The organism is Streptomyces pallidus (ex Mingjun et al. 2026), assembly GCF_051550185.1.
GTDB lineage: Bacteria > Actinomycetota > Actinomycetes > Streptomycetales > Streptomycetaceae > Streptomyces.
This window is the reverse complement of record NZ_CP196181.1, coordinates 2,914,403-2,940,971: the sequence shown is the minus strand read 5'-3', so window position 1 is coordinate 2,940,971 and position 26,569 is coordinate 2,914,403. Positions and strand designations below refer to the sequence as shown.

General features: G+C 71.4%; 20 protein-coding genes. 14 read left to right on the top strand and 6 right to left on the bottom strand.

What is annotated here, in order from left to right:
* Nucleotides 1–5: 5 nt before the first annotated feature.
* The 7 genes from ACSHWO_RS12600 to ACSHWO_RS12570 all read left to right on the top strand — a co-directional run bounded on the left by ACSHWO_RS12600 (nt 6) and on the right by ACSHWO_RS12570 (nt 8,269).
* A complete protein-coding gene (locus tag ACSHWO_RS12600) occupies nt 6–1,574 on the top strand; it encodes a S8 family peptidase (RefSeq protein WP_438319063.1) in 1,569 nt (522 codons plus the stop codon).
* Between the two features lie 170 nt (nt 1,575–1,744).
* On the top strand, nt 1,745–2,947 hold the full coding sequence (locus ACSHWO_RS12595; RefSeq protein WP_438311833.1) for a DUF4190 domain-containing protein: 1,203 nt from the start codon (nt 1,745–1,747) through the stop codon (nt 2,945–2,947).
* Nucleotides 2,948–3,072: 125 nt separating this feature from the next.
* Nucleotides 3,073–3,825 (top strand): GntR family transcriptional regulator, encoded by a 753-nt coding sequence (locus tag ACSHWO_RS12590; protein ID WP_385838145.1) that lies wholly within the window; start codon nt 3,073–3,075, stop codon nt 3,823–3,825.
* 433 nt (nt 3,826–4,258) lie between these two features.
* Entirely contained in the window at nt 4,259–4,444 is a 186-nt protein-coding gene (locus tag ACSHWO_RS12585; RefSeq protein ID WP_361099462.1) for an SPOR domain-containing protein, read from the top strand.
* A gap of 30 nt (nt 4,445–4,474) precedes the next feature.
* Complete coding sequence (locus ACSHWO_RS12580; protein ID WP_361099465.1) at nt 4,475–4,894, top strand: (deoxy)nucleoside triphosphate pyrophosphohydrolase; 420 nt, start codon at nt 4,475–4,477, stop codon at nt 4,892–4,894.
* Between the two features lie 163 nt (nt 4,895–5,057).
* Nucleotides 5,058–5,498 (top strand): ATP-binding protein, encoded by a 441-nt coding sequence (locus ACSHWO_RS12575; protein ID WP_385838163.1) that lies wholly within the window; start codon nt 5,058–5,060, stop codon nt 5,496–5,498.
* A gap of 158 nt (nt 5,499–5,656) precedes the next feature.
* Nucleotides 5,657–8,269 (top strand): SpoIIE family protein phosphatase, encoded by a 2,613-nt coding sequence (locus tag ACSHWO_RS12570; protein ID WP_438319061.1) that lies wholly within the window; start codon nt 5,657–5,659, stop codon nt 8,267–8,269.
* 256 nt (nt 8,270–8,525) lie between these two features.
* Here the strand turns inward: ACSHWO_RS12570 and ACSHWO_RS12565 are convergent, their stop codons facing one another.
* The 6 genes from ACSHWO_RS12565 to ACSHWO_RS12540 all read right to left on the bottom strand — a co-directional run bounded on the left by ACSHWO_RS12565 (nt 8,526) and on the right by ACSHWO_RS12540 (nt 15,310).
* Complete coding sequence (locus tag ACSHWO_RS12565) at nt 8,526–9,245, bottom strand: PspA/IM30 family protein (protein WP_438311829.1); 720 nt, start codon at nt 9,243–9,245, stop codon at nt 8,526–8,528.
* A gap of 28 nt (nt 9,246–9,273) precedes the next feature.
* Entirely contained in the window at nt 9,274–11,406 is a 2,133-nt protein-coding gene (locus tag ACSHWO_RS12560; RefSeq protein WP_438311826.1) for a TPM domain-containing protein, read from the bottom strand.
* A gap of 87 nt (nt 11,407–11,493) precedes the next feature.
* Entirely contained in the window at nt 11,494–12,261 is a 768-nt protein-coding gene (locus ACSHWO_RS12555) for a succinate dehydrogenase/fumarate reductase iron-sulfur subunit (protein ID WP_438311823.1), read from the bottom strand.
* Nucleotides 12,258–14,156, bottom strand: coding sequence for a fumarate reductase/succinate dehydrogenase flavoprotein subunit (locus ACSHWO_RS12550; protein ID WP_404234150.1), 1,899 nt, complete (start codon nt 14,154–14,156; stop codon nt 12,258–12,260). Before ACSHWO_RS12550 ends, ACSHWO_RS12555 begins: the two co-directional genes overlap by 4 nt.
* A gap of 1 nt (nt 14,157) precedes the next feature.
* Nucleotides 14,158–14,979: a hypothetical protein gene (locus tag ACSHWO_RS12545; RefSeq protein ID WP_385838195.1), complete on the bottom strand. Its 822-nt coding sequence runs from the start codon at nt 14,977–14,979 to the stop codon at nt 14,158–14,160.
* A gap of 103 nt (nt 14,980–15,082) precedes the next feature.
* A complete protein-coding gene (locus ACSHWO_RS12540) occupies nt 15,083–15,310 on the bottom strand; it encodes a hypothetical protein (protein WP_361099483.1) in 228 nt (75 codons plus the stop codon).
* Nucleotides 15,311–15,692: 382 nt separating this feature from the next.
* Here ACSHWO_RS12540 and ACSHWO_RS12535 point away from each other — a divergent pair, with 382 nt between their 5' ends.
* The 7 genes from ACSHWO_RS12535 (at nt 15,693) to ACSHWO_RS12505 (ending at nt 26,535) form a co-directional block, all read left to right on the top strand.
* Nucleotides 15,693–18,077: an ABC transporter family substrate-binding protein gene (locus ACSHWO_RS12535; RefSeq protein WP_438311820.1), complete on the top strand. Its 2,385-nt coding sequence runs from the start codon at nt 15,693–15,695 to the stop codon at nt 18,075–18,077.
* A gap of 382 nt (nt 18,078–18,459) precedes the next feature.
* Nucleotides 18,460–20,364 carry a translational GTPase TypA gene (gene typA / locus ACSHWO_RS12530; RefSeq protein WP_385838207.1) on the top strand — a complete coding sequence of 635 codons (1,905 nt, stop codon included), beginning with the start codon at nt 18,460–18,462 and terminating at the stop codon, nt 20,362–20,364.
* A gap of 443 nt (nt 20,365–20,807) precedes the next feature.
* Nucleotides 20,808–22,430 (top strand): peptide ABC transporter substrate-binding protein, encoded by a 1,623-nt coding sequence (locus ACSHWO_RS12525; protein WP_361099492.1) that lies wholly within the window; start codon nt 20,808–20,810, stop codon nt 22,428–22,430.
* A gap of 94 nt (nt 22,431–22,524) precedes the next feature.
* Entirely contained in the window at nt 22,525–23,472 is a 948-nt protein-coding gene (locus tag ACSHWO_RS12520) for an ABC transporter permease (RefSeq protein ID WP_361099495.1), read from the top strand.
* Entirely contained in the window at nt 23,465–24,427 is a 963-nt protein-coding gene (locus ACSHWO_RS12515; protein WP_361099498.1) for an ABC transporter permease, read from the top strand. The genes ACSHWO_RS12520 and ACSHWO_RS12515 overlap by 8 nt, the downstream gene beginning before the upstream one ends.
* A gap of 13 nt (nt 24,428–24,440) precedes the next feature.
* Nucleotides 24,441–25,496, top strand: a complete 1,056-nt coding sequence (locus ACSHWO_RS12510; protein WP_361099501.1) for an ABC transporter ATP-binding protein — start codon at nt 24,441–24,443, stop codon at nt 25,494–25,496.
* Complete coding sequence (locus tag ACSHWO_RS12505; protein ID WP_361099504.1) at nt 25,489–26,535, top strand: ABC transporter ATP-binding protein; 1,047 nt, start codon at nt 25,489–25,491, stop codon at nt 26,533–26,535. Before ACSHWO_RS12510 ends, ACSHWO_RS12505 begins: the two co-directional genes overlap by 8 nt.
* Nucleotides 26,536–26,569 lie beyond the last annotated feature (34 nt).

Sequence of the window (26,569 nt, the reverse complement as noted above, 5' to 3'; positions counted from 1 at the left end):
TGTCCATGCGTCACACCCGCCGGAAGGCCGCCGGGCTCGGCGCGGCCGCCGCCCTGGCCCTCACGCTCGGCGCGGCCGCCGCGCTCCCCGCCTCGGCGGCCGACAACGGCCCGCAGGGCGTCATCGAGAACGCCGGCGCCCCCGGCTCCGTGGCCGGCAGCTACATCGTGACCCTGAAGGACGCCACCCGTTCGACCGCGGCCGAAGGCAAGGCCGTCGCCAAGAGGTACGGCGCCCGCATCGACCGCACCTACAGCTCCGCCCTCAACGGCTACTCCGTCGAGGTCTCCGAGGCTCAGGCCAGGAAGCTCGCCGCCGACCCGGCGGTCACGTCCGTCGTGCAGAACCGCGTCTTCACCGTCGACGGCGCCCAGGGCACCCAGCCCAGCCCGCCGTCCTGGGGCCTGGACCGCATCGACCAGCGCGCGCTGCCGCTGGGCAGCAGCTACACCTACCCGGACAAGGCCGGCGAGGGCGTGACCGCGTACATCATCGACACCGGCGTGCGCATCACCCACACCGACTTCGGCGGCCGCGCCTCCTACGGCTTCGACGCCGTCGACAACGACAACACCGCCCAGGACGGCCACGGCCACGGCACGCACGTCGCCGGCACCGTCGCCGGCGGCAGCTACGGCGTCGCCAAGAAGGCGAAGATCGTCGCCGTCCGCGTCCTCGACAACAACGGCTCCGGTACGACGGCCCAGGTCGTCGCCGGCATCGACTGGGTGACCCGGAACGCGGTCAAGCCGGCCGTGGCCAACATGTCCCTCGGCGGCGGGGCCGACTCCGCGCTCGACACCGCCGTCCGCAACTCCATAGCCGCCGGCATCACCTACGCGGTCGCGGCGGGCAACGAGTCCACCAACGCCAACACCAAGTCCCCGGCCCGCGTCACCGAGGCCCTCACGGTCGGCGCCACCACCAGCAGCGACGCGAAGTCCAGCTTCTCCAACTACGGCAACGTGCTCGACCTCTTCGCCCCCGGCTCCTCCATCACCTCCGCCTGGGGCACCGGCGACTCCGCCACCAACACCATCTCCGGCACCTCGATGGCCTCGCCGCACGTCGCCGGCGCGGCCGCCGTGCACCTGTCGCAGAACCCGTCGGACACCCCGGCCCAGGTCGCCTCGGCCCTGGTGGCCGCGGCCACCCCGAACGTGGTGACCGGCCCCGGAACCGGCTCCCCGAACCGCCTGCTGTTCGTCGGGGGCGGCACCACCCCGCCGGGCGGACCGCGCTTCGAGAACACCGCCGACTACGCCGTCAACGACAACGCGACCGTCGAGTCGCCCCTCACCGTCAGCGGGGTCCCCGGCAACGCCCCCGCCGCCCTGGCCGTCTCGGTCGACATCAAGCACACGTACATCGGCGACCTGAAGGTCGACCTCGTCGCCCCCGACGGCTCCGTCTACACCCTGCACAACCGCAGTGGCGGCAGCGCCGACAACGTCCTGCAGACCTACTCCGTCAACGCCTCCTCGGAGGTCGCCAACGGCGTCTGGAAGCTCCGGGTGAACGACAACGCCAACGTCGACACCGGAAAGATCGACTCCTGGGCGCTCCAGTTCTGAGCCCGGCACCGAACCAGGGCCCCGTGCAGGGAACCTGACCCGGGATCACCGCACCGACGGCCTCGGGCGCGGCGAACCGGAACCGGCGGGGGCGACCGACACCACGGTCGCCCCCGCTGTGTACTGTTTCGCGCATTCGTTCGCGACACCTGCGATGGAGCCCGTACCCCGTGAGCACCCAGTCGCCGCCCCACTGGCCGGCTCCGTCCCCCCGGCCGGACCAAGGGGAACCGGCACTCAACGGTTTCGCGCTCGCGTCGCTGCTCGTGGGGCTCCTGTGCCTGCCGCCGCTCGGTATCGTCCTCGGGATCGTGGCCCTCGTCCAGATCGCCGGGAAGGGCGAGCGGGGCAGACCGCTGGCGATCACCGGCCTGGCGGTGTCGCTCGTGACGACCGCACTGCTGGTCCTGGCCGTGGACCGGGCCGCGGAGCCGCTCTTCTCCCGCCTCGACACGCTCTCCCCGTACGAGGACGTCCAGGGGGAGGTCACCGACATCGACGAGCTGCGCGCCGGCGACTGCTTCAACGTCCCCGGCGGGGACCTGCTCGACGAGGACCCGCTGTTCTACCGCGTCGCCTGCACGGAGGTGCACCACGGGGAGGTCACCTCCTCGACCCGGTTCGACCCGGCGCAGTTCCGCGGCGGCCGGAAGATGAAGCGGGCGGCCACGGACGCCTGCTGGCGCGCCCAGGACGCGTACGCCATGGACTCCTGGGCGCTGCCGGGGTACGCGGAGCTGTTCTGGTTCGCGCCCCCGCGGGAGGGGTGGGGCGGCGGCGAGCGGCGGCTGCTGTGCGTGATCGGCACGGCGGGGGAGGAGCACCGCGGCAGCCTGCGCGGCGACGCCGGGATGCTGAAGCCGGACCAGGTGACCTTCCTGCACGCGATGAACGAGGTCGACCTGGCGCTGGGGCACGGGCCCGACGAGGACCTCGACGAGGCGCTGCCGACGTACCGCGAGTGGGCCCGTGAGGTGGACCGGGCCCTGGCCGCGGAGGCCCGGGTGCTGGACGAGGTCGCGGCGCGCCGGCCGGAGCTGGCCGGGCCGGCGCGGGCGCAGCTGAAGGAGGTCGCGGCGGCGCGCGGGGCGTGGCAGAAGGCGGGCGCGGCGGTCCGGCCCGCGGACTTCCAGGACGCCTGGGACCGGGCCTCGGCGGCGCTGACGGTGCCGACGGAGAAGGCGCTGCGCGGGGCGTACGGCCTGTCGGCGACGGTGCCGGAATGGCTGGCCGAGGACGAGCCGGGCCGCAGCGCGGACCCGGGCCCGGGCGACGGCTCCGCAGGCGGTTCCGGTGGCGGGCCCGGAGGCGGGTCCGGCGGGCGGTCGGGCGGGAGGCCCCCGGTCGCGCCCGCCTCGGAACGCGTCAGGTGACGCGCGGTAACGGGGTTTGAGTGACCAGCCTTCATCACTTCGAGTGAAACCCTGGCCCTCGCTTGCGGCGTGCAACCGACCGTTGCGAGGGTGTGGCTGTCTGTCAACCTGATGGGAGGGCCTCAGTGGCTTTCGGTGAGCAGCCGGCCTATCTGCGCGTCGCCGGGGATCTGCGACGGCAGATCGTCGATGGGTCCCTGCCCCCGCACGCCCGCCTCCCCTCGCAGGCCCGGATCCGTGAGGAGTACGGGGTCTCCGACACGGTGGCGCTGGAGGCGCGCAAGGTCCTCATGGCGGAGGGCCTGGTCGAGGGCCGCTCCGGCTCGGGCACGTACGTGAGGGAGCAGCCGGTGCCGCGACGGGTCGCCCGCTCCGGCTACCGCACGGGCGGGCCGTCGACGCCGTTCCGCCAGGAGCAGGCGGAGGCGGGCGCCCGCGGGACGTGGGAGTCCAGCAGCGAGCAGGCCGTCGCCCCCGCCGCGATCGCGCAGCGGCTCGGCATCGAGCCGGGCGAGCGCGTCATGCGGACGCGGTACGTCTTCCGCGACGCCGGCGAGGTGATGATGCTGTCCACCTCGTGGGAGCCGCTGGCCGTGACCGGCCGGACCCCGGTGATGCTGCCGGAGGAGGGGCCGCTGGGCGGCTCCGGGGTGGTCGACCGGATGGCCGCGATCGACATCGTCGTCGACAACGTGGTGGAGGAGGTCGGGGCGCGGCCGGGCCTCGCCGAGGAGATCGCGCTGCTGGGCGGGGTCCCCGGGCACGTGGTGCTGGTGATCGGCCGGACCTACTACGCCTCCGGCCGGGCCGTCGAAACCGCCGACGTTGTGGTCCCGGCGGACCGCTACCGCCTCGCCTACCACCTCCCGGTGCGGTAACCCTACCGGCGGGTTTCGGCGCGATCCCGACCGGCGCCGGGGGCTCCGGTTCGCTGCGGGCCTGCACCGTTGCGTCGGCCCCACCCGCGCGCCCCCTCACCCGCGCCTGCGCGGCCGCGCTCCGCCCGCCCCCGCCGCGCCCCCGACCCGGGGGCGTCCGCCGAGAGGGGCGCGGGCCGGACCACGGCTCCGGCCAGGGCCGGAGCCGTGGTCCGGCCCCCGCAGAGGGGCGCGTACGGGCGCTCGCCCGCCCCCGTGGTGCGCCGGGTCCGGGCCGGCGTGCGCGGCTCACTCGTACGCGTGGCCGGATGCGTACGCCGCCGAGGTTCCTCTTCGTGAAAAACCGTATCCGCTCAGTAAAGGTCGGGCGTAAGCTCGGGCATATGCGCAATGGGGTTTCCCGGGCAGGTGGATCGGCGGAGGGTGAGACGCGATGAACGACAGCGGTGCCCTGCTCCCGTGGCTGGTCATACGTCAGGACGACAACGGCAACCGCTACCGGGTGGGCCGTTACCCCACCCGCGCCGAGGCGCAGAAGGTGGTCGACAGCCTCGACGACCGCGGACACGAGCAGCTCTACTGGGTCGAACGGATCGGCCAGACGGCCACGACGAACTGACCGTCGAGGCAGTGGCATAGGCTCCGCCCCATGACGGAACGTGTGGTCGTGGGCGGAGCCCTTTGTCATGAGGGCCGCCTGCTGGCCGCCCGGCGCAGCGCGCCCCCGGAGCTGGCCGGCCGCTGGGAGCTGCCCGGAGGCAAGGCCGAGCCCGGCGAGACCGACGCCGAGGCGCTGGTCCGCGAACTGCGCGAGGAGCTCGGCGTGGAGGCCGCGCCGGTGGAGCGCATCCCGGGGGCGTGGCCGCTGCAGCCCGGACTCGTCCTGCACGTGTGGACCGCGCGGCTGCTCTCCGGCGAGCCCGCGCCCTTGGAGGACCACGACGAGCTGCGCTGGCTCGACCCCGCGGAACTGGACTCGGTGGACTGGCTCGACCAGGACCGGCCCGCGGTGGCCGAGATCGGGCGCCGGATGCGCACCGCGCACACCGGGTCGCAACGGGGCGCATGAGGATCGCACCCCCGTCCGTCCGTGCCACAGTGCGCCGGTGCCCGGGGGATGCGTGGTACGTCGCCGCGAATAGGGGGTATGTCGCTATTAGTACCTAATCGTGTACCGCCCCAAGAGGCCCTCTCCCGGCTGAACCGGACGGGGGCCGCTGCAGGCCCGGGAAGTGATCGGCGTGATCGACGCAGACGGCGAATGTGCCGAGTGGGCCTTCCCGGCCGAGCCCGGTGCCGTCCGCACCGCACGCCACGCCGTGCGGGGCCAGCTCCGCACCTGGGGCCTCGATTCCGTCGGTGACGTGACCGTCCTGCTGGTCAGCGAGCTGGTCACCAACTCCCTGCGTTACGCCTCGGGCCCGATCGGGGTCCGGCTGGAGCGCCGCGAGCAGCCCGACGAGAGCCCGCCCGAGAACCCCGCAGAAGGGGCCGCCCTACTCGTGGAGGTCTCCGATCCGCTTCCGGATCCGCCCCGCGAACGCGTCGCCAAAGCCGACGACGAGGGCGGCCGGGGGCTGCACCTGGTGGCCGCCACGGCACGGCGCTGGGGTACACGTCACGGCAAGTCGGGCAAGACGGTGTGGTTCGAGTTGGCTCTTCCTGGTGAGTAACAAGGTGAAGGGTGGCCGACGATCACCCGGCATGGCTCGAAACAGTCGGGACCTTTTCGTGATCGGGAACGCCGTGCCGTCCGGGGCCGTGGTGCTGAATACTTCGGTCATGGCCGGTCCGGTTGCGGTGAGCTGGAGGGGACGGTCGCGTGAGCGAGATACCTGCGCAGGCACATCAGGCGCGAGTGCCCGGGGAGGCATGGCACGACTCCCTGTGGCACAGCAGCCCGCCTGGCTCGATATATGACTACATCAAGGTCGCATCGTTCTCCATCGGGCCGGACGGCCTCGTCGACCAGTGGAGCCTGCGCGCCGAGGAACTGTTCGGACTGACCGCCGCACAGGTCGTGGGACGCGACCCCGTCGAGGCCTTCATGCCGCCCGAACTGCGAGAAGGCGGCCACCGGCGGGTGGCCGAGATCCTCGACGGCAAGGAATGGACGGGCCTCGTCCCCTTCCGCATCCCCGGCGGGAACGGCGCCCACGGCGTGGCCGAGATCTACGTGATGCCCACCCAGACCGAAACCGCCGAACGCGCCGCACTCTGCGTCGTCGTCGACGTCCGCGCCCTGCGCCGCATCGAGTCCGACCTCGCCGCCTCACAGGCCATATTCGGCCAATCTCCCTTCGGCTTCCTGCTCTTCGGCACCGACCTCGCCGTCCAGCGGGCCAACCGCCGCTTCGCCACCGTCTTCGGCGGCGCCGTCGAGGAACACCGCGGCCGCACCGTCCACGACTACCTCCCCCCGCAGGAGGCCGAACGCATGACCGAGGCCCTGCGCCGGGTCCTGGAAACCGGGGAAGCCGTCACCGACCTGCGGATCACCGGCGCCGCCCCCGGCCGGCGCGAGAACCGCCACTGGTCCATCAACCTCTACCGCGTCCACGGCGCCAGCGGCCGCCCCGTCGGCGTCGCCGGCATCGGCACCGACGTCACCCGCCGCCACCTCGCCGCCCGCGAGGCCGCCGGCGTACGGCGCAATCTCGCCCTCCTCAACGAAGCCGGGCACCGCATCGGCAACTCCCTCGACCTGGAGACCACCGCCCGCGAACTCCTCCACGTCACCGTCCCCGGCTTCTGCGACCTCGCCGCCGTCGACCTCTACCAGGGGCTGCTCCTCGGCGACGACGACCGGCCCGCCCGCCCCCAAGGCCCCGGCGTCCCCTCCCTACCCCCCGGACAACGCAACGGACGCGCCCCCTCCGCACCGCTGCGGCGGGTCGCCTTCGCCTCCGCCGTCTCCGACGCCCCCCTGTCCGGGGCCGGCGCCGCCGTCGCCGTCGGCGAGACCCACCGCTACCCGGCCGCCTCCCCCGGAGCACTGGCCCTGCGCACCGCCCGGCCGCGCATCATCGAAGGCGGCGGCCCCGACGACCTCGTCCAGTCCACGCTCGTCGTGCCGATGGTCGCGCACGACACCGTCGTCGGACTCGCCCAGTTCTCCCGCACCAAGGGCAGCGAACCCTTCGGCGAACGCGACCGGGCCGTCGCCGTCGAACTCGCCGCCCGCGCCGCCGTCTGCATCGACAACGCCCGCCTCTACCGACGCGAACACGAACGGGCCCTGATACTGCAACGCAGCCTGCTCCCGCCCGGCGACCCCGAAGCCGCCGGCCTCGACATCGCCTGCCGCTACCTGCCCGGCAACGCAGCCACCGAAGTCGGCGGCGACTGGTTCGACGTCATCGAACTGCCCGGACACCGCACCGCCCTCGTCGTCGGCGACGTCATGGGCCGCGGCCTGCGGGCCGCCGTCGCCATGGGCGAACTGCGCACCGCCGTACGCACCCTGGCCCTGCTCGACCTGGAGCCGGCCGAGGTGCTCACCGCGCTCGACGAGATCGCCCGCGGACTCGGCGTCCCCGGCGGCTCCCAGCAGGCCTCCCGCGCAGCCCTGCACTCCCGCGACGCCGACCGCTCCGAGGTGTACCTCGCCACCTGCGTGTACGCCGTCTACGACCCCGTCACCCGACGCTGCACCATCGCCAACGCCGGCCACATGCCGCCCGTGCTCGTCGAACCGCCCGAACCGGGCGCCCCGCCCCGGCCCGCCCTGCTCCTGGAGGTCCCGCCCGGCATGCCCCTCGGGGTGGGCGGCGAACCCTTCGAGGAGGTCGAGATCGACCTCCCCGAGGGAGCCCTGCTCGCCCTCTACACCGACGGCCTCGTCGAATCCCGCGACCACCCGTTGGAGGAAGGCCTGCGCGGCCTGCGCGAAGCACTGGCCGACCCGGTACGCCCCCTGGAGGACGTCTGCGACCACGTCCTCAACACCCTCGACACCCGACACGGAGAAGACGACATCGCCCTGCTCATGGCCCGCGTCCAAGGGCTCCCCGTCGAAGCCGTCGGAGACTGGCAACTGCCCCGCGAAGCCCGCTCCGTGGGCCGCGCCCGAGAACTGGCCCGGGCGAAACTGCCCGCCTGGGGCCTGGAGGGACTCCTCGACACCACCGAACTGCTCGTCAGCGAACTCGTCACCAACGCCCTGCGGTACGGGGAGGGCGAGATCCGGCTCCGGCTGCTGCTGGACCGGACCCTGGTGTGCGAGGTGTGGGACGGCAACCTCGTCCAGCCGCGCCGCCGCCGGGCCCGCGACACCGACGAGGGAGGACGCGGCCTCCAGCTGGTCGGCATGCTCTCCGCCGGCTGGGGAACCCGACGCACCCACCGCGGCAAGACCGTCTGGTTCGAGCTGCCCCTCCCGGGCGAGGAGGGCGACCCGACACCGGAACTGTCGGCGGAACAGCTCCTGAACATGTACGGGTGAGGAGACCGCCCGGGCGGAACGCGACCCGAGCCGGGCCGCTGACCGCCCGGGCGACCCGCCCGGGCGACCCGCCCGGGCGACCCGCCCGGGCCTCGCCGCCTTGGCCCGGCTGCTCGCCCGCACCGGCCGCGCCACCGAGGCGTACGCACTGCTCCGGCCGCACACCGGGGACTGGGCCGGACCGAAGAGGCCATCGCCCTGCTGCGCACCGCCTGGAGCGACACGCCACCGTTCTCGTGCGACCGCAACCGGCGGGTCAGGCCGCCCCGCCGGACTTCAGGGCCGCGAGCCGCGCCTCGACCTCGGCGGACCGGCCCAGATCGTCCAAGGCCTCGAACTGCGCGTCCAGGGACGAGGCCGCCAGCTCCTGCCGGCCCAGAGCCCGCGCCTCCTCCCGCCGCACCTTGTCCTCGAACCGGCTCAGGTCGCTCGTCGGGTCCGTGACGTCGATGCTCTCCACCGCGTCCAGCATCCTGTTCTGCGCCTCGGCCGCCCGGACGCGGGCCACCAGCTCGTCGCGCTTCGCCGTCAACTCGGTGAGCTTCCCCCGCATCGCCTCCAGACCCGCCTTCAACCGGTCGACGACCTCCGTCTGCGCGGCGATCACCGGCGCCGCCGTCGCGGCCTCCCGCTCCGACTGGAGCTGCCGGCCCAGCGCCACCTTCGCGAGGTGGTCGAACCGGTCTGCCTCCGCCGCCGACCCGCCCGCCCGCAGCTCGTCCCCCTTCCGGCTCGCCGCCAGCGCCTTGCGGCCCCACTCCGCCGCCGCGTCCACGTCCTCGCGGTGGTCCGCCTCCAGCATCCGCAGGTTGCCGATGGTGGTCGCCACCGCCTGCTCCGCCTCCGAGATGTTGTTGGTGTAGTCGCGGATCAGCTGGTCCAGCATCTTCTGCGGATCCTCCGCCTGGTCCAACAACGCGTTGATGTTGGCCCTGGCGAGCCGGGCGACACGGCCGAGGACGGTCTGCTTGCTCACGGGACGCTCCTTGCACCAAGTAGGGGAGTCAAAAGCGGCCGCCGCCGCCCATGCGGCCACGGGTCCCCCCACCACCGAACGAACCCGGCCCGAACCCCCCACCACCGAACCCCCCACCACCGAACCCGCCTCCGCCACGCCCCCCGCGCAGGATCTCGCCGAGGACGATCCCGCCGAGCACCGCACCGCCCATGCCACCGCCCCCCTCCCGCTGCCGGCCGCCGCCGAACGGGTCCTGGAAACCCCGTACGTCCTCCTCGGCCAACCGCTGCGCCTCCCGCGCCAGCCCGTCCGCCCGCTGCGCCGCCGCCAGCGCGGACGCCGCGTCCGACTCCGCCAACTGCTCCGACCGCTCCAGCTGCCGCTGCGCCTCCGCCAGCCGGGTACGGGCGCGGCTACCCACCGCACCCCGACTGGTCGTGACGTAGTCCGCCGCCGCGGCCGCCGCACTCCGCGCCGACAGCAGCGCCTGCTCCAGCAGCGCCGCCGCCCGCCGCCGGCCCGTCTCCTGCTCCCGCGCCGCCGACAGTGCCTCGTCCAGCGCCGCATCGGCCTCCTCGACCCGGCGCAGGGCGTCGATCGGGTCGTACCGGCCCGCCGCCACCTCCTGACGCACCGCGGCCACCGCCGCCTCCGCCCGCCCCGTCCGCCCCCGCAGATCCGCCGTCGACGCCCCCTGCACCGTCCCCGACAGCAGCCCGCGGGCATCGGCCAGGTCCGCCTCCGTCTCCGTCAGCGCACCCGGCAGCTTGCCCGCCGCCTCCGCCAGCTCCTGCGCCCGCCGCTCCACCGCGTCCACCAGGATCGCCGCCTGGTCCACCGCGCCCTCCGCGGCCCGTACGTGCACGGCCGCCGCGCCACTGTCGGAGCCGACCGCCTCCCGCGCCCGGTCCACGTGGTCGGTCGCGAACCGCAGCCGGTCCCCGGCCCGTTCCGCGTGCCCGGCGACCGGGGCCGACGCCGAGTCCGCGTACCGCCCGCGCAGCGCGGTCAGGGTCGCCGCCGCCGTCACCGCACGCCCCGTCAGATCGCGTACCCGGGCCTCCACCTCCGCCAGGGCCTGCGGCGCGTTGCGCTCCAGGTCCCGCAGCCGGTCGAAGTCCGCGGCCTCGGCGTCGAGCCGCCGGTTCGCCTCACTGCACCGGGCCACGATCTCGTCCAGCATCCGCCGCCGGGTCGCATCATCCTCCGGGTAGGCGTCGTCCAGCTGCTGGCGCAGCCGGAACGCCGCCGTCAGCTCCCCGTCCGCGAAGGCCACGGCCTCCGCGAAGGAGGCCACCGCCGCCTCCCCGAACTGCGCCGAGGCGAAGCCGAGCTCCTCGGAGCTGGTGCGGACCGCGTCGTCGGTGTCCACCAACAACGCCCCGGCCTTCGCGTCGAGGTCGGGCAGCGGCAGGGCCGTCGTGGTCGCGGGCCGCTCCCCCCAACCGGTCGTGGTGCGCGAACCGCCCGGCACGGCACCCCTGCGCTTGCGCCGCGTGTACGCGTACGCGCCGAGCGCAGCCGCCGCCCCGACCGCCACCACCGGCAGCACGAAGTCCCCGGCACCGCTCTCCCCGCCCCCGCCCCCACCCGGATCGGGCTCGCCCGGTGTGATCGCCGGCGTCGGAACCGGCTTGCCGGCCAGGACGGCCCCGTAGCCGTTCGCCGCACCCACCGCAGCGCCCGCCCAGTCGTTCTGCCGCAGCGCGGGCTCGATCGCCGTACGGGCGACCGCCGCGAGCTGCTCCTCGGTGAACCCGGCGCCCACGTCGGCCGAATAGGCGTACGTACGGGACCCGGTGGCCACGGCGAGCAGCAGATCGTCCCGGCCGAGCCCGTTCTTCTGGGCGGTGGCGTCGGCCCAGCCCTGCGGCGACCGCCCGGAGAAGTCGTTCACGTACACCACGAAGAGCTGTACCCCGTGATCGCGGTACAGCCGGTCCAGCGCAGCGGCGACACCGGCCGCCGCCCCCTCGCCGACGGCCCCCACCCGGTCGGTGACCTGCCCCTGCCGGGACAGGGTGACGGGATCCTCGGCGGGCACCACCACAGCCGCGGCAGCACAGGCACCCACCGGTCCGGCCACCCCGAGCAGAAAGCCGGAGAACACGAGCACACCCCGGATGCCCCGGACGGCCCGGTCGACTGCTCCGGTGGTCGCTCTCCTCCTCGACGGCATCACATGGGGGAGCGTATGGGCGCCACCGCACCCCCGCGACCGGAGCCGCACGGCGCCCGCCCCCGCCGGCGGGGGCGGGCGGTGGGGTCAGGTGCGGCGGGTGATTTTCGAGCCGAGCCACACCAAGGGGTCGAACTTGCGGTCCACCACCCGTTCCTTGAGCGGGATCAGGGCGTTGTCGGTGATCCTGATGCCTTCCGGGCAGACCTCCGTGCAGCACTTGGTGATGTTGCAGTAGCCGAGGCCGTGGTCCTCCTGGGCGGTGCGCTTGCGGTCCAGGCCTGTTTCGTGGGCGGCGTCGAGGGGGTGCATGTCGAGTTCCGCGACGCGCATCAGGAAGCGCGGTCCGGCGAAGGCCGGTTTGTTCTCCTCGTGGTCACGTACGACGTGGCAGGTGTCCTGGCAGAGGAAGCACTCGATGCACTTGCGGAACTCCTGGGAGCGCTCCACGTCCATCTGCTGCATCCGGTACGCGCCCGCCGGCACGTCCGGTGGGGGGACGAAGGACGGGACCTCGCGGGCCTTCGTGTAGTTGAAGGAGACGTCCGTCACCAGGTCGCGGACCACCGGGAAGGCGCGCAGGGGGGTGATGGTGACCGTTTCCGCGCGGTCGAAGACCGACATGCGCGTCATGCACATGAGCCGGGGGCGGCCGTTGACCTCGGCGCTGCACGAACCGCACTTGCCGGCCTTGCAGTTCCAGCGCACCGCGAGGTCCGGGGCCTGGGTCGCCTGGAGGCGGTGGACGATGTCCAGGACGACCTCGCCGTCGTGCACCTCGACGGTGAAGTCGCGCAGGTCCCCACCCTCGGAGTCGCCCCGCCAGATCCGGAAGCGGGCGTCGTATGTGCTCACTCGTAGAGCTCCTCTTCGGCGAGGTACTTGACCAGCTCTTCCTTTTCGAAGAGCGCCAGCAGGTCGGGGCGGATGGGCTCGGTGCGGATCCGTTGGAGGACGATGCGGTCGGCGGCCGGGTCCGCGGGCGCGGGCTCCACCGGGCGGCACAGGAGGTTCACCGGGCGCCAGGACCGGTCCATGGACGGGCAGTCCTCGCGGGTGTGGCCGCCGCGGCTCTCGGTGCGTTCCAGGGCGGCGCGGGCCACGCACTCGCTGACCAGCAGCATGTTCCGCAGGTCCAGTGCGAGGTGCCAGCCCGGGTTGAACTGGCGGTGTCCCTCGACGCCGGCGCGGGCGGCGCGTCGGCGGAGGGAGGCCAGCTTCCGGAGCGCCTCGGCCATCTCGGCCTCGCGGCGGATGATGCCGACGAGGTCGTTCATGGTCGTCTGGAGTTCCTGGTGGAGGGTGTACGGGTTCTCCGCGCCGTCGGTGGCGTGGAAGGGGGCCAGCGCCTCTGCTGCTGCGGCGTCGATCTGGTCCTGGCGGGCCTCGGGCCGGCCGGCGGACGCCGCGTACTCGGCCGCGTGCAGGCCGGCACGGCGTCCGAACACGAGGAGGTCGGAGAGGGAGTTGCCGCCGAGGCGGTTCGAGCCGTGCATGCCGCCCGCGACCTCGCCCGCCGCGAAGAGACCGGGGACGCCCTGCGCGGCGGCGGTCTCGGAGTCGACGGCGATCCCGCCCATCACGTAGTGGCAGGTGGGGCCGACCTCCATCGGCTCGGCGGTGATGTCCACGTCCGCCAGCTCCTTGAACTGGTGGTACATGGAGGGCAGGCGCCGCTTGATCCGGTCGGCCGGCATGCGGGTGGACACGTCGAGGAAGACGCCGCCGTGCGGGGAGCCGCGGCCCGCCTTGACCTCGGCGTTGATGGCGCGGGCCACCTCGTCGCGGGGCAGCAGCTCCGGTGGGCGCCGGTTGTTGTCCGGGTCCTCGTACCAGCGGTCGGCCTCGTCCTCGGTCTGGGCGTACTTCTCCTTGAAGACGTCCGGGACGTAGTCGAACATGAACCGCTCGTCGTTGCTGTTGCGCAGGACGCCGCCGTCGCCGCGGACGGACTCGGTGACGAGGATGCCCTTGACCGAGGGCGGCCAGACCATGCCGGTCGGGTGGAACTGGACGAACTCCATGTTGAGCAGGGGTGCGCCGGCGAGCAGGGCCAGGGCGTGGCCGTCGCCGGTGTACTCCCAGGAGTTGGAGGTGGTCTTGAAGGACTTGCCGATGCCGCCGGTGGCCAGGACCACGGCGGGGGCCTCCAGGACGAAGAAGCGGCCGGATTCGCGTGCGTAGCAGAAGGTGCCGGAGACCCGGTCGCCGTCCTTGAGGACCCGGGTGACCGTGCACTCCTGGAAGACCTTCAGGCGGGATTCGTGGTCGCCGGTCTCCTTGAAGTCCTGCTGCTGGAGGGCGACGACCTTCTGCTGGAGGGTGCGGATCAGTTCGAGGCCGGTGCGGTCGCCGACGTGGGCGAGGCGCGGGTACTCGTGGCCGCCGAAGTTGCGCTGGGAGATCCGTCCGTCGGGGGTGCGGTCGAAGAGGGCGCCCCAGGTCTCCAGTTCCCAGACGCGGTCGGGGGCCTCCTTCGCGTGCAGTTCGGCCATCCGCCACTGGTTGAGGAACTTGCCGCCGCGCAGGGTGTCGCGGAAGTGCACCTGCCAGTTGTCGTGCTCGTTGACGTTGCCCATGGAGGCGGCGATGCCGCCCTCCGCCATCACCGTGTGGGCCTTGCCGAAGAGGGACTTGCAGATCACGGCGGTCCGGGCGCCGCGTTCGCGGGCCTCGATGGCGGCCCGCAGTCCGGCGCCGCCCGCGCCGACCACGACCACGTCCCACTGCTGCCGGTCGACTTCAGCCATGTCAGAAGATCCTCGGGTCGGTGAACGCGCCGGTGGCGAGCAGGTACACGTACAGGTCGCACGCGGCGACGCTGATCAGGGAGGCCCACGCCAACTGCATGTGCCGGCCGTTGAGGCGGCTGACCCAGCCCCACAGCCGGTAGCGGACGGGGTGGCGGGAGAAGTGCTTCAGGCGGCCGCCCATGATGTGCCGGCAGGAGTGGCAGGACGCCGTGTAGCCCCAGATCAGCACGATGTTGACGACGAACAGCAGTGTTCCGAGGCCCATGTGGCCCCATTCGTAGCGGTCGTTGCGGAAGGTCAGCACGGTGTCGTACGTGAGGATGGCCGCCACCGGCAGGGCCGTGTAGAAGAAGTACCGGTGGGCGTTCTGCAGGAGCAGCGGGAGGCGGCTCTCGCCCGTGTACGCGGCGTGCGGCTCGGCGACCGCGCAGGCGGGCGGGGAGGCCCAGAAGCTGCGGTAGTACGCCTTGCGGTAGTAGTAGCAGGTCAGCCGGAAGCCGAGCGGGAAGACGAGGATCAGCAGGGCGGGGGACAGGCCCCACCAGCTGCCGAACAGGTCGAGGTTGGGGCCGGCGCGCATCTCCTCGCAGTTCTCCGCCAGGCAGGGCGAGTAGAACGGGGAGACGTACGGGGCCGCGTAGTAGTGGGCGTTCGCGAAGGCCCGCCAGGTCGAGTAGGCGATGAAGGCGAGCAGCCCGGCCGCGGTGCCGGCGGGGGCCAGCCACCAACGGTCGGTGCGCAGGTGGCGGGCGGGGATCGCCGCCCGGGAGGGTCCGTGGACGCCGGTGAGCGGCCGGGGTGGTTCGGTGCCTGTGGCCAAGGGTGACTCCGGGAGGGTCAGGGGTGGCCCAGGAGACCCGGCCGCCGCGCGGGCGCGGTGGCCGGGTCCGATGGGGTGGGTGACGGGGTTCGACTGCTGGGGGTCAGGGTGCCCGGCGGTCGCGGGCGCCGAGTCCCTCGTCGTCGCTGTCCGTCCACAGTGCGGTGTCGTACGGGGCGTCCGGGATGGTCACCATCCGGGACGGGTCCGCGGCCGTCGTACGGTTGCCTTCCGTTTTTTGCCGGGAGGCCTGCTGCTCCAGCTGCTCGACCTTGCGGGTGAGCTCGTCCAGGTTGCGCCGTACGGCGTTCAAATCGTCCTGCAGGGACATGACTTGCCCTCACTTCCGCAGGTTGCGGTGGCAACGCTCATGTGCGCCTGCGAGTGTCGCGCCTCCCGTCCCCGCTTGTGAAGGGACGTGCAGCGAATCCGGGCGCGCAGGCGCGATCTGTGCGCCCCTCCCTGCGTCCATTCTCATCCCTCTCGTGAGGGAACGCGCGTCCCGGCCGCAACCCGGATTGGTCCGCACGGGTGGGCTTCCCGGCGTGGCGCAGGGCGGCTGCGGGGGGTGCGGCGGGCGGTGGATTTCAGTGTGGTTCTGCACCCGGTGTGATCAGCCGCAAATACCGCCGAACGTGATCAAGTCGCGCACCTGTGCGCCCCCTCGCACGACCTTTACGCCCCCTTCACGCCCCGCCCCGGAGGTAGCACCCATGTCCCAGAGAAGGCGCAGATCCCTGGCGCTGCTGACCTCGGGAGTCCTCGCACTGCCGCTGCTCGCGGGCTGCGGCGCGGGGGACGAGGGAGGCCCCGCTGCCGCCGGTCCGGACATCGCGGCGACGGCCCGCGACATGATCGCCGACGGTGGCGTCCTGCGGTGGGCCGTGGACGACCTCCCCGACACCCTGAACGTCTTCCAGGCCGATGCCGACGCCACGACCACGCGGATCGCCGGGGCGGTGCTGCCCCAGTTGTTCACGCTGGACGACAAGGGGCGGCCGACGGCCAACCCGGACTTCCTGGAGAAGGCGCAGATCGTCGAGCGGGAGCCCAAGCAGGTCGTCGTGTACAAGCTGCACCAGCAGGCCGTGTGGAGCGACGGTCGGGAGATCGGCGCCCCCGACTTCGTCTCCCAGTGGCGGGCCCTGAGCGGCAAGGACTCGGCGTACTGGACCGCCCGCAACGCCGGCTACGAGCGGATCGAGAAGATCGAGCGCGGCCGGAACGACCTGGAGGTCCGGGTCACCTTCGCCAAGCCGTACACGGACTGGCGCTCCCTGTTCTCCCCGCTCTACCCCAAGCAGGTCACGGGCACCCCCGACGCCTTCAACGAGGGCGCCCGCGGCACCCTGAAGGTCACCGCCGGCCCGTTCACCCTCGGGGCCATCGACAAGAAGACGGGCACCGCCGCGCTGACCCGCAACCCCCGCTGGTGGGGCCGGCCGGCCAAGCTGGACTCGCTGGTCCTGACCGCCGTGCCCCGGGCCGAGCGGGCGAAGGCGCTGGCAGCCGGCACGGTCGACCTGGCCGAGGTCGACCGGGCGACCTCGGACCGCATCACCCAGGCCCGCCGGGACGCCACCCGGTCCCCGGGCGAGGCAGGCGCCCAGGCCGTGGAGGCCACCCCGGAGTCCGAGGCGCTGCGCGGCTACACCGTCCGCAGGTCCCTGGAGCCGGCGTACACCCAGCTGGCCCTGAACGGGGCCTCCGGCCCGCTGGCCGACGAGCGGGTCCGCCGGGCCGTGGCCCGGGCGATCGACCGCCGGGAACTGGCCGAGATCGTGCTGAAGCCGCTGGGGTTGCCGGTGCGGCCGGTCGGCAGCCATCTGGCGCTGGCCGGGCAGCGGGCGTACGCGGACAACAGCGACGCGCTCGGCGGCCAGGACACCAAGGCGGCGCAGGCGCTGCTGGCGGACGCCGGCTGGCGCCGGGGCGGGGTTCTCACTCCGCCGGAGACGGGTGCGAAGGCCGGCCCGGAGGCGGACCAGCAGACGGACGGGCAGGCGGACCAGCAGACGGACGGGCAGGCGGAGAAGCAGGCCGAGCAGCCGGCGGGGTCGCAGGCCGAGCAGCCGGCAGGGTCGCAGGGCGACCGCAGGAACACGGCCGGGCCGGGCACCGGCAATGACGGCCTGTACATCGTGGGCCAGGAGGACCAGCGCAACGGCGATGTCCGCGCGGCCGCCCTGGAGCGGGGGCTGCCCGGGTTCCGCCCGGCCTTCGCCCCCGCCGAGGGGAGCACGCTGCCGCAGGTCGCCGCCGCGTACGCGGTGGAGCAGCGGCAGGCCCTCCTCGCACAGGCCGCGGCCCTCGCCGCCCGCACGGGTCGTGCGCCCGAGGACGAAGGCGCGGACGAATCCTCCGCGGCCGACGCCGATGCCGCCGGCGACGCCAAGGCCCCCGGTCCCGTCGGCGGGCAGCAGCCGGAGAACGCCCCCGCGGCCACGTCCGGCGCCAGCGCCAGCGCCAGCCCGGCTCCGGCGCCGGCGCAGCCACCGCGGACCTCCGGGAACATGCTGGCCAAGGACGGCAAGGCGCTCAGCCTGCGCTTCGTCCTGCCGTCCGGGCCCGGCTCGGAGTCGCTGCGCACGGTGGGGGAGCGGATCTCGCAGATGCTCCGGAAGGTCGGCGTGGCCACCGAGCTGACGAAGGTGGCCGACGAGAGCTTCTTCAAGGACCACATCGCCTCGGGCCAGTACGACCTGGCCCTGTACTCCTGGCCGGCGACCGCCTATCCGGCCACCGACGCCCGCCCGATCTTCGCCAAGCCGGAGCCGGCCGCCGACGGGTCGCTGCTGGTGGAGCAGAACTACACCCGGGTCGGCACCGACCACATCGACCAGCTGTTCGACCAGGCCGTGGCCGAGCTGGACGAGGAGGCCTCCCGCGATCTGATGCGCAAGGCCGACGCCCGCATCTGGGCCGCGGCGGGCTCCATCCCGCTCTACCAGCGCCCCGAGCTGGTGGCGGTGAAGCCGGCGGTGGCCAACGCGGGAGCCTTCGGGCTGGCCACTCCGCGCTTCCAGGACATCGGCTGGAAGAAGGCCCCGAAGGGCCGGGAACCGGGCTCCACGGAAGGAAAGGAGAAGAACAAGTGACAAAGCGGGGCCAGTCAGGTTGACCCGCGGGTCACAAGCTCAGAAGTGACTCAAGTCGCTTGCCCGCCGGACCCCCGGCGGGCAAGGTCGTGGGTACCCATTGACCCGGAGCACCACCGCTCGGAAAGCCCGTGGCAGCAGGCGTCCGAGCAGCTGAAACAGCACTGCAGCGCCCGATCGGGACTCCCGCGGCGCAGATCGCCGGACCCCCCACCCACAGCCCGGTCGCAGTCAGCCGCACGGCCTCTTGACAGACCCCCCGGGAGGCACTTCCCGCCACGCGACGTAGGATGGGGTAAGGCCGTGGCAGGTTTTCCGCCCGGCAAGGCTCGCGTACCAGGCCGTACGTGACGCCATCCACGATCCCGGGAGAAGCGCCGCAGTGCCCACGCGCCACGACATCCGCAACGTCGCCATCGTCGCCCACGTCGACCACGGCAAGACGACCATCGTCGACGCCATGCTGAAGCAGGCCGGCGCCTTCGCCGCCCACCAGCAGCTCGACGACCGCATGATGGACTCGAACGACCTGGAGCGTGAGAAGGGCATCACGATCCTCGCCAAGAACACGGCGGTGAAGTACCACCCCAAGGACGGCGGGGCCCCGATCACGATCAACATCATCGACACCCCCGGCCACGCCGACTTCGGTGGCGAGGTCGAGCGCGGTCTGTCGATGGTCGACGCCGTCGTCCTGCTGGTCGACGCTTCCGAGGGTCCGCTGCCGCAGACCCGCTTCGTGCTCCGCAAGGCCCTCCAGGCCCGGATGCCCGTCATCCTGTGCATCAACAAGACGGACCGCCCGGACTCCCGGATCGACGAGGTCGTCAACGAGACGTACGACCTGTTCCTGGACCTGGACGCGGACGAGGACCAGATCGAGTTCCCGATCGTCTACGCCTGCGGCCGTGACGGCATCGCCTCGCTGACCAAGCCGCAGGACGGCACCGTCCCCGCGGACAGCGACAACCTGGAGCCGTTCTTCTCCACCATCCTGGAGCACGTCCCGGCCCCGACGTACGAGGAGGACGCGCCGCTCCAGGCCCACGTCACCAACCTCGACGCCGACAACTTCCTCGGCCGCATCGCGCTGCTCCGCGTCGAGCAGGGCGAGCTGCGCAAGGGCCAGACGGTCGCGTGGATCAAGCGCGACGGCTCGATCTCCAACGTCCGCATCACCGAGCTGATGATGACCGAGGCGCTCACCCGCAAGCCGGCCGAGGTCGCCGGCCCCGGTGACATCTGCGCCGTCGCCGGTATCCCCGACATCATGATCGGTGAGACGCTGGCCGACCCGGAGAACCCGGTCGCCCTCCCGCTCATCACGGTGGACGAGCCGGCGATCTCCATGGTCATCGGCACCAACACCTCCCCGCTGGTCGGCCGCGGAGGCTCCGGCAAGGGCGCCGACGCCAAGGCCGCGGTCAAGGACCGCAAGGTCACCGCCCGCCAGGTGAAGGACCGCCTGGACCGCGAGCTGATCGGCAACGTCTCGCTGCGCGTCCTCGACACCGACCGCCCCGACGCCTGGGAGGTCCAGGGCCGCGGTGAGCTCGCGCTCGCCATCCTGGTCGAGCAGATGCGCCGCGAGGGCTTCGAGCTGACCATCGGCAAGCCGCAGGTCGTCACCAAGGAGGTCGACGGCAAGGTCCACGAGCCGGTCGAGCGCATGACGATCGACGTGCCCGAGGAGCACATGGGCGCCGTCACCCAGCTGATGGGCGTCCGCAAGGGCCGCATGGACAACATGTCCAACCACGGCTCCGGCTGGGTCCGCATGGAGTTCGTCGTCCCGTCCCGCGGCCTCATCGGCTTCCGTACGGAGTTCCTGACGCAGACCCGGGGCACCGGCATCGCGCACTCCATCCACGAGGGCCACGAGCCGTGGTTCGGCGCGCTGCAGACCCGCAACAACGGCTCCCTGGTCGCCGACCGCGCCGGTGCGGTCACCGCGTTCGCGATGACCAACCTGCAGGAGCGCGGCGTGCTGTTCACCGACCCCGGCACCGAGGTGTACGAGGGCATGATCGTCGGCGAGAACTCGCGCTCCGACGACATGGACGTGAACATCACCAAGGAGAAGAAGCTCACGAACATGCGGTCCTCGTCGGCCGACTCGTTCGAGGCGATCGTTCCGCCGCGCAAGCTCTCCCTGGAGCAGTCCCTGGAGTTCTGCCGCGACGACGAGTGCGTCGAGGTGACCCCGGAGGCCGTCCGCATCCGCAAGGTCGTCCTGGACCAGAAGGAGCGTTCGCGCACCGCCTCCCGCGCGAAGGCCGCCAAGTAACAGCGCAGTTCGGTTAGTTCGGGAGTGCCGGCGGCGCCGGCGCCCCGGGGGACAGCCCCTTCCGCCACGGATCTCCGTGCCGGAAGGGGCTGTTCGCTTTCTCACGTCTGTCAAGCGGATTGTTGCGTTCTTGTGTCCGCATACCGACCGTGACACTCCGGAAGGTGAGCTAACCGTCCGTTTCGCACGTGTCTGTCTCTGATCCCTTTGTCCGGATTTCGGGTTTCTGCCGCGGATCGATGTTGTGAAAACGAGACCACGCAAGTGTGGTTTACGCCCGGGGTGTCCCTGAGGATGGCTCCATTGAGCTCGGGTCAATGGGTCACACGCTGTGGGGAGCGTCGACTCACGAGCACACGATGGGGCCGGATTTCGCTGTCAGGGGTGTCAGCGGAGCCGGGTCCTTCACGTATCCACCGTGACTCCTGAGGAGGCAATAACCCATGCGCGGAGCAACGAGCGCCAAGTGGGTCGCCGGTGCCGTCATCGTGGCGATGGCCGCTACGGCGTGCAGCACCAGCAAGGACTCGAACGCCGGCAAGTCGGGCGGCAACATCACCGTGGTGCTCGGCGAGCCGCAGCACGGCCTGATCGGTCAGAACACCGCCGAGTCCGAGGGCGCCGAGGTTCTCAACGCCCTGTTCGTCGGCCTCGTCGACTACGACAACAAGACCAACGAGCCGAAGCTCGCGGTCGCCGAGTCCATCGAGACCACCGACTCGAAGACCTGGACGATCAAGCTCAAGGACGGCTACACCTTCCACAACGGTGAGAAGGTCGACGCGCAGTCGTTCGTCCGCGCCTGGAACTGGGGCGCCAACCAGGACAACGCCGCCGAGGGCATGCCGTTCTTCGCGAAGATCGAGGGCTCCGACGAGCTGGCGCCGGGCAAGGACAAGAAGCCCACCGCCACCGAGCTCAAGGGTCTGAAGGTCGTCGACGAGAAGACCTTCACCGTCTCGCTGAAGGCCCCGTTCTCGCAGTTCAAGACCATGCTGGGCTACAACGCCTTCTACCCGCTGCCCAAGGCGTTCGAGGCCGACCCGAAGAAGTTCGGCGAGGCCCCGATCGGCAACGGTCCGTTCCAGATGGACGGCGCCTGGGAGCACAACAAGCAGATCAAGATCAAGCGCTACGACAAGTTCCCGGCCGAGGGCCGCGCGAAGCTCGAGGGCGTCACCTTCAAGATCTACGACAACCTGGACACGGCGTACAACGACCTGCGCGCCGACACCATCCAGATCGTCGACAAGCTCCCGATCTCCGCGATGGCCACCGTCTCCCAGGAGTTCGGCGACCGTTACATCTACAAGCCGGAGTCCGGCGTCGGCTACCTGGGCCTCCCGCTGGAGACCAACCCGGAGGCCTTCGGCAAGGTCGAGATCCGCAAGGCCCTCTCGATGGCCATCGACCGGGACGCCATCACGAAGACCATCTTCAACGGCACCCGCAAGCCGGCCGACGACTTCATCAGCCCGATCATCCCCGGCTACCGCAAGGGCGCCCTCGGCGAGGCGGGCACCTACAACCCGACCAAGGCCAAGGAGCTCTACACCCAGGCCGGTGGCATCCCCGGCAACAAGCTGGAGCTCGGCTACAACGCCGACGGCGGCCACAAGGAGTGGATCGAGGCCGTCGCCAACCAGCTGAAGGCGAACCTCGGCCTCGAGGTCACCGCCAAGCCGTACGCCAAGTTCGGTGACATGCTGGACGACCTGGGCGCCGCCAAGTACAAGGGCGCGTTCCGCATGGCGTGGTCCATGGACTACCCGGCCGCCGAGAACTACCTCCGTCCGATCTTCTCGAAGGTCGCGATCGAGAACGGCTCGAACTACGGCCACTACAAGAACGACGAGTTCGAGTCCCTGATGGACCAGGCCGACAAGGCGACCGACCCGGCCCAGGGTCTGAAGCTGTACCAGCAGGCCGATGACGTCATCATCAAGGACCTGCCGTACATCCCGGTCTTCACGTACATGTCTTCTTCGGCCTACTCCAAGTCGGTGAAGAACGTTCAGGTCGACGCCCAGGGCCGCATGGACCTGGCGAACGTCGAGCTCAACTAACACCCCTCTTCACTTAGGGGAATTCCAGGGGGCGGGCAGACGGAATCAGGTTTCCGTCTGCCCGCCCTTTCCCCCTGCTCCTGTTGGAGGTCTGATGGGCCGCTACCTCATCCGCCGACTCATACAGGCGATCCCTGTACTGCTCGGTGCCACGTTCCTGATCTACGCGCTGACGTTCGCCATGCCGGGCGCTGACCCGATCCAGCTGCTCGCCGGCGAGAAGAAGGCAGACCCGCTCGTCACGGCGATGCTGCGCGAGAAGTACCACCTCGACGACCCGTTCCTGCTCCAGTACTGGAACTACATCACCGGTGTGTTCCAGGGCGACCTGGGTGAGACCCTGACCGGCCGCAAGGTCGTCGACCTGTTCTCCGAGGCGTTCCCGTACACCGTCAACCTCGCCCTCGTCGCCTTCGTCATCGAAGCCGTCGTCGGTGTCCTCGCCGGTGTCCTCGCCGCCCTGCGCCGCGGCAAGTTCCTCGACCAGCTCGTGCTCATCTCCACGCTGATGGTCATCTCGATCCCCGTCTTCGTGACCGGCTTCGTGCTGCAGCTGACGCTCGGCGTGCAGCTGAAGAACAACTGGGGCATCGACTTCTTCCCCGTCTCGTTCAACGAGGCGGACGGCTTCCGGGCCTACCTGCTGCCGGCCTTCGTGCTCGCGTCCACCTCGCTGGCGTACGTCGCACGTCTGACGCGCACCAGCCTGATGGAGACGATGCGTGCCGACTACGTGCGCACCGCGACCGCCAAGGGCCTGCCGCGCCGCCGCGTCGTCATGAACCACGCGCTGCGCAACGCCATGATCCCGATCGTCACCTTCCTCGGCGCCGACCTCGGCTCCCTCATGGGCGGTGCGGTCATCACGGAGCGCATCTTCAACATCCACGGGGTCGGCGGTCTGCTCGCCCAGTCCGTCTACCTCAAGCAGGGCGCGGTCGTCGTGGGCGGCGTGACCATCCTGGTCCTCGTCTACCTGGTCGGCAACCTGCTCGTGGACCTGCTGTACGCCGTGCTCGACCCGAGGATCCGCTATGCGTGACACAACTACGGTGGAGGACTCGATGACGACCGACACCCAGCTCGCCGGCACCCCCTCCGCCGGCGCCGCGGCCGACAAGGACGGCGGCAAGAAGAAGAAGGACCGCGAAGCGAGCCTCTGGTCGGACGCGCTGGCCGACCTGCGGCGCAACCCGGTCTTCCTGATCGGTGCCTTCCTCGTCGTCTGCATGCTCGTCATCTCCGCGTTCCCGCAGTGGTTCACGGACGGCAGCCCGTTCGCCTCCGACGCGTGCAAGCTGCAGGACTCGCTCAAGACCCCGAGCGCGGACCACTGGTTCGGCTTCGACATCCAGGGCTGCGACGTCTACACCCGCACGGTGTGGGCCGCCCGCAACTCGGTCATCGTCGGCATCGTCACCACCTCGCTGGTGGTCATCGTCGGCGGTGCGCTCGGCCTGCTGGCCGGCTGGACCGGCGGCATCCTCGACAGCTTCCTGTCGCGCTTCACCGAGATCTTCTTCGCGATCCCGCTGCTGCTCGGCGGCATGCTGATCATGTCCGCGCTGCCGGGCAACGCCTGGTCGGTCTCGCTGGTGCTCGCGATCCTCGGCTGGCCGCAGATCTTCCGCATCATGCGGTCCTCGGTGCTGCAGAACAAGAACAACGACTACGTGGTGGCCGCCCGCGCCCTCGGCGCCGGCACCCTGCGCATCACGCTGCGGCACATCCTGCCGAACGCCATCGCCCCGGTCATCGTGGTCGGCGCGATCAGCCTGGGCGTGTACATCTCCGCCGAGGCGGCCCTGTCCTACCTCGGCATCGGCGTCCAGCCCCCGGAGATCTCCTGGGGCCTCATGGTCAGCGACGCCTCCGTCCGCTGGCTCCAGGCTCCGCACGTGCTCCTCTTCCCGGCCGGTGCGCTGAGCGTCACGGTGCTCGCGTTCATCATGGTCGGCGACGCGGTGCGCGACGCCCTCGACCCGAAGCTGCGCTGAGGAAGGGCGTACGTTGACCATCATCGACAAGACCTCGAACGTCCCCGCGCCCCGATCGGCGCCGGAGGGCACCCCGCTGCTCGAAGTGCGCGACCTGCACGTCGAGTTCCACACCCGCGACGGCGTGGCCAAGGCCGTCAACGGTGTCTCGTACTCGGTGGACGCCGGCGAGACCCTCGCCGTCCTCGGCGAGTCCGGCTCGGGCAAGTCCGTGACGGCGCAGGCCATCATGGGCATCCTCGACATGCCGCCCGGCAAGATCCCCTCCGGTGAGATCCTCTTCCAGGGCACCGACCTGCTGAAGCTGCCGGCGGACGAGTACCGCAAGATCCGCGGCTCGAAGATCGCCATGATCTTCCAGGACGCGCTGTCCTCGCTGAACCCGGTGCACACCGTCGGCGCCCAGCTCGGCGAGATGTTCCGCGTCCACCGCGGGATGTCCAAGAAGGACTCCCTGGCCAAGGCCGTCGAGCTGATGGACCGGGTGAAGATCCCCGCCGCCAAGGCGCGCGTGGGCGACTACCCCCACCAGTTCTCCGGCGGTATGCGCCAGCGCATCATGATCGCCATGGCAATGGCCCTGGAGCCCGACCTGATCATCGCCGACGAGCCCACCACGGCTCTCGACGTGACGGTCCAGGCCCAGGTCATGGACCTGCTCGCGGAACTCCAGCGCGAGATGAACATGGGTCTGATCCTGATCACCCACGACCTCGGCGTCGTCGCCGACGTCGCCGACAAGATCGCCGTCATGTACGGCGGCCGGATCGTCGAGACCGCCCCGGTCCACGAGATCTACAGCCGCCCCGCGCACCCGTACACCCGCGGCCTGCTCGACTCGATCCCGCGCCTGGACCAGAAGGGCCAGGAGCTCTACGCGATCAAGGGCCTGCCGCCCAACCTGCTGAACATCCCCTCGGGCTGCGCCTTCAACCCGCGCTGCCCCAAGGCGCAGGACATCTGCCGCACCGAGGTGCCGGCCCTGCACCGGGTGACCGAGCAGGACGGCACCGAGCTGCCCGGCCGCGGCAGCGCGTGCCACTTCTGGAAGGAGCAGATCCATGGCTGACCTCACCAAGGGCGAGCGCGAGCCGATCCTTCAGGTGCGCAACCTGGTCAAGCACTTCCCGCTGACCCAGGGCATCCTGTTCAAGAAGCAGGTCGGCGCGGTCAAGGCCGTCGACGGCGTCTCCTTCGACCTGTACCGGGGCGAGACCCTCGGCATCGTCGGCGAGTCCGGCTGTGGCAAGTCCACCGTCGCCAAGCTCCTGATGAGCCTGGAGCGGGCCACCGCCGGCGAGGTGTTCTACAAGGGCCAGGACATCACCAAGCTGTCCGGCAAGGCCCTCAAGGCCGTCCGCCGCAACATCCAGATGGTGTTCCAGGACCCGTACACCTCGCTGAACCCGCGCATGACGGTCGGCGACATCATCGGCGAGCCCTTCGACATCCACCCCGAGGTGGCCCCGAAGGGCGACCGGCGCCGCAAGGTCCAGGAACTCCTGGACGTCGTGGGCCTGAACCCGGAGTACATCAACCGCTACCCGCACCAGTTCTCCGGCGGCCAGCGCCAGCGCATCGGCATCGCCCGCGGCCTCGCGCTCAACCCGGAGATCATCATCTGCGACGAGCCGGTCTCCGCGCTCGACGTGTCGGTGCAGGCGCAGGTCATCAACCTGATGGAGAAGCTCCAGGACGAATTCGACCTGTCGTACGTGTTCATCGCGCACGACCTGTCGATCGTCCGGCACATCTCCGACCGGGTCGGCGTGATGTACCTCGGCAAGATGGCCGAGATCGGTTCCGACGCCGAGATCTACGACCACCCCACGCACCCCTACACCCAGGCGCTGCTGTCGGCGGTCCCGGTCCCGGACCCGCAGGCGCGCGAGGGCCGCGAGCGGATCATCCTCACCGGTGACGTCCCCTCGCCCGCCAACCCGCCGTCGGGCTGCCGCTTCCGCACCCGCTGCTGGAAGGCGCAGGACATCTGCGCCACCGAGCAGCCGGTGCTGGCGGTCCCCGAGCGCTACAAGGGCCAGAACACCCTTGCCGCGCACGAGTCGGCGTGCCACTTCGCGGAGGAGCGGGCCGTCCTGGCCGTCTGATCCCCGTTCGCAGAACCCGCAAAGGCTGGTCCCC

Bases quoted from the DNA above. Each gene is read 5' to 3' on its own strand.
- ACSHWO_RS12580 (WP_361099465.1), top strand. From the start codon at position 4,475: ATGACGGAACGTGTGGTCGTGGGCGGAGCCCTTTGTCATGAGGGCCGC.
- ACSHWO_RS12585 (WP_361099462.1), top strand. From the start codon at position 4,259: ATGAACGACAGCGGTGCCCTGCTCCCGTGGCTGGTCATACGTCAGGAC.
- ACSHWO_RS12525 (WP_361099492.1), top strand. From the start codon at position 20,808: ATGCGCGGAGCAACGAGCGCCAAGTGGGTCGCCGGTGCCGTCATCGTG.
- ACSHWO_RS12550 (WP_404234150.1), bottom strand. From the start codon at position 14,156: ATGGCTGAAGTCGACCGGCAGCAGTGGGACGTGGTCGTGGTCGGCGCG.
- ACSHWO_RS12600 (WP_438319063.1), top strand. From the start codon at position 6: ATGCGTCACACCCGCCGGAAGGCCGCCGGGCTCGGCGCGGCCGCCGCC.
- ACSHWO_RS12520 (WP_361099495.1), top strand. From the start codon at position 22,525: ATGGGCCGCTACCTCATCCGCCGACTCATACAGGCGATCCCTGTACTG.
- ACSHWO_RS12505 (WP_361099504.1), top strand. From the start codon at position 25,489: ATGGCTGACCTCACCAAGGGCGAGCGCGAGCCGATCCTTCAGGTGCGC.
- ACSHWO_RS12560 (WP_438311826.1), bottom strand. From the start codon at position 11,406: ATGCCGTCGAGGAGGAGAGCGACCACCGGAGCAGTCGACCGGGCCGTC.
- ACSHWO_RS12535 (WP_438311820.1), top strand. From the start codon at position 15,693: ATGTCCCAGAGAAGGCGCAGATCCCTGGCGCTGCTGACCTCGGGAGTC.
- ACSHWO_RS12515 (WP_361099498.1), top strand. From the start codon at position 23,465: ATGCGTGACACAACTACGGTGGAGGACTCGATGACGACCGACACCCAG.
- ACSHWO_RS12540 (WP_361099483.1), bottom strand. From the start codon at position 15,310: ATGTCCCTGCAGGACGATTTGAACGCCGTACGGCGCAACCTGGACGAG.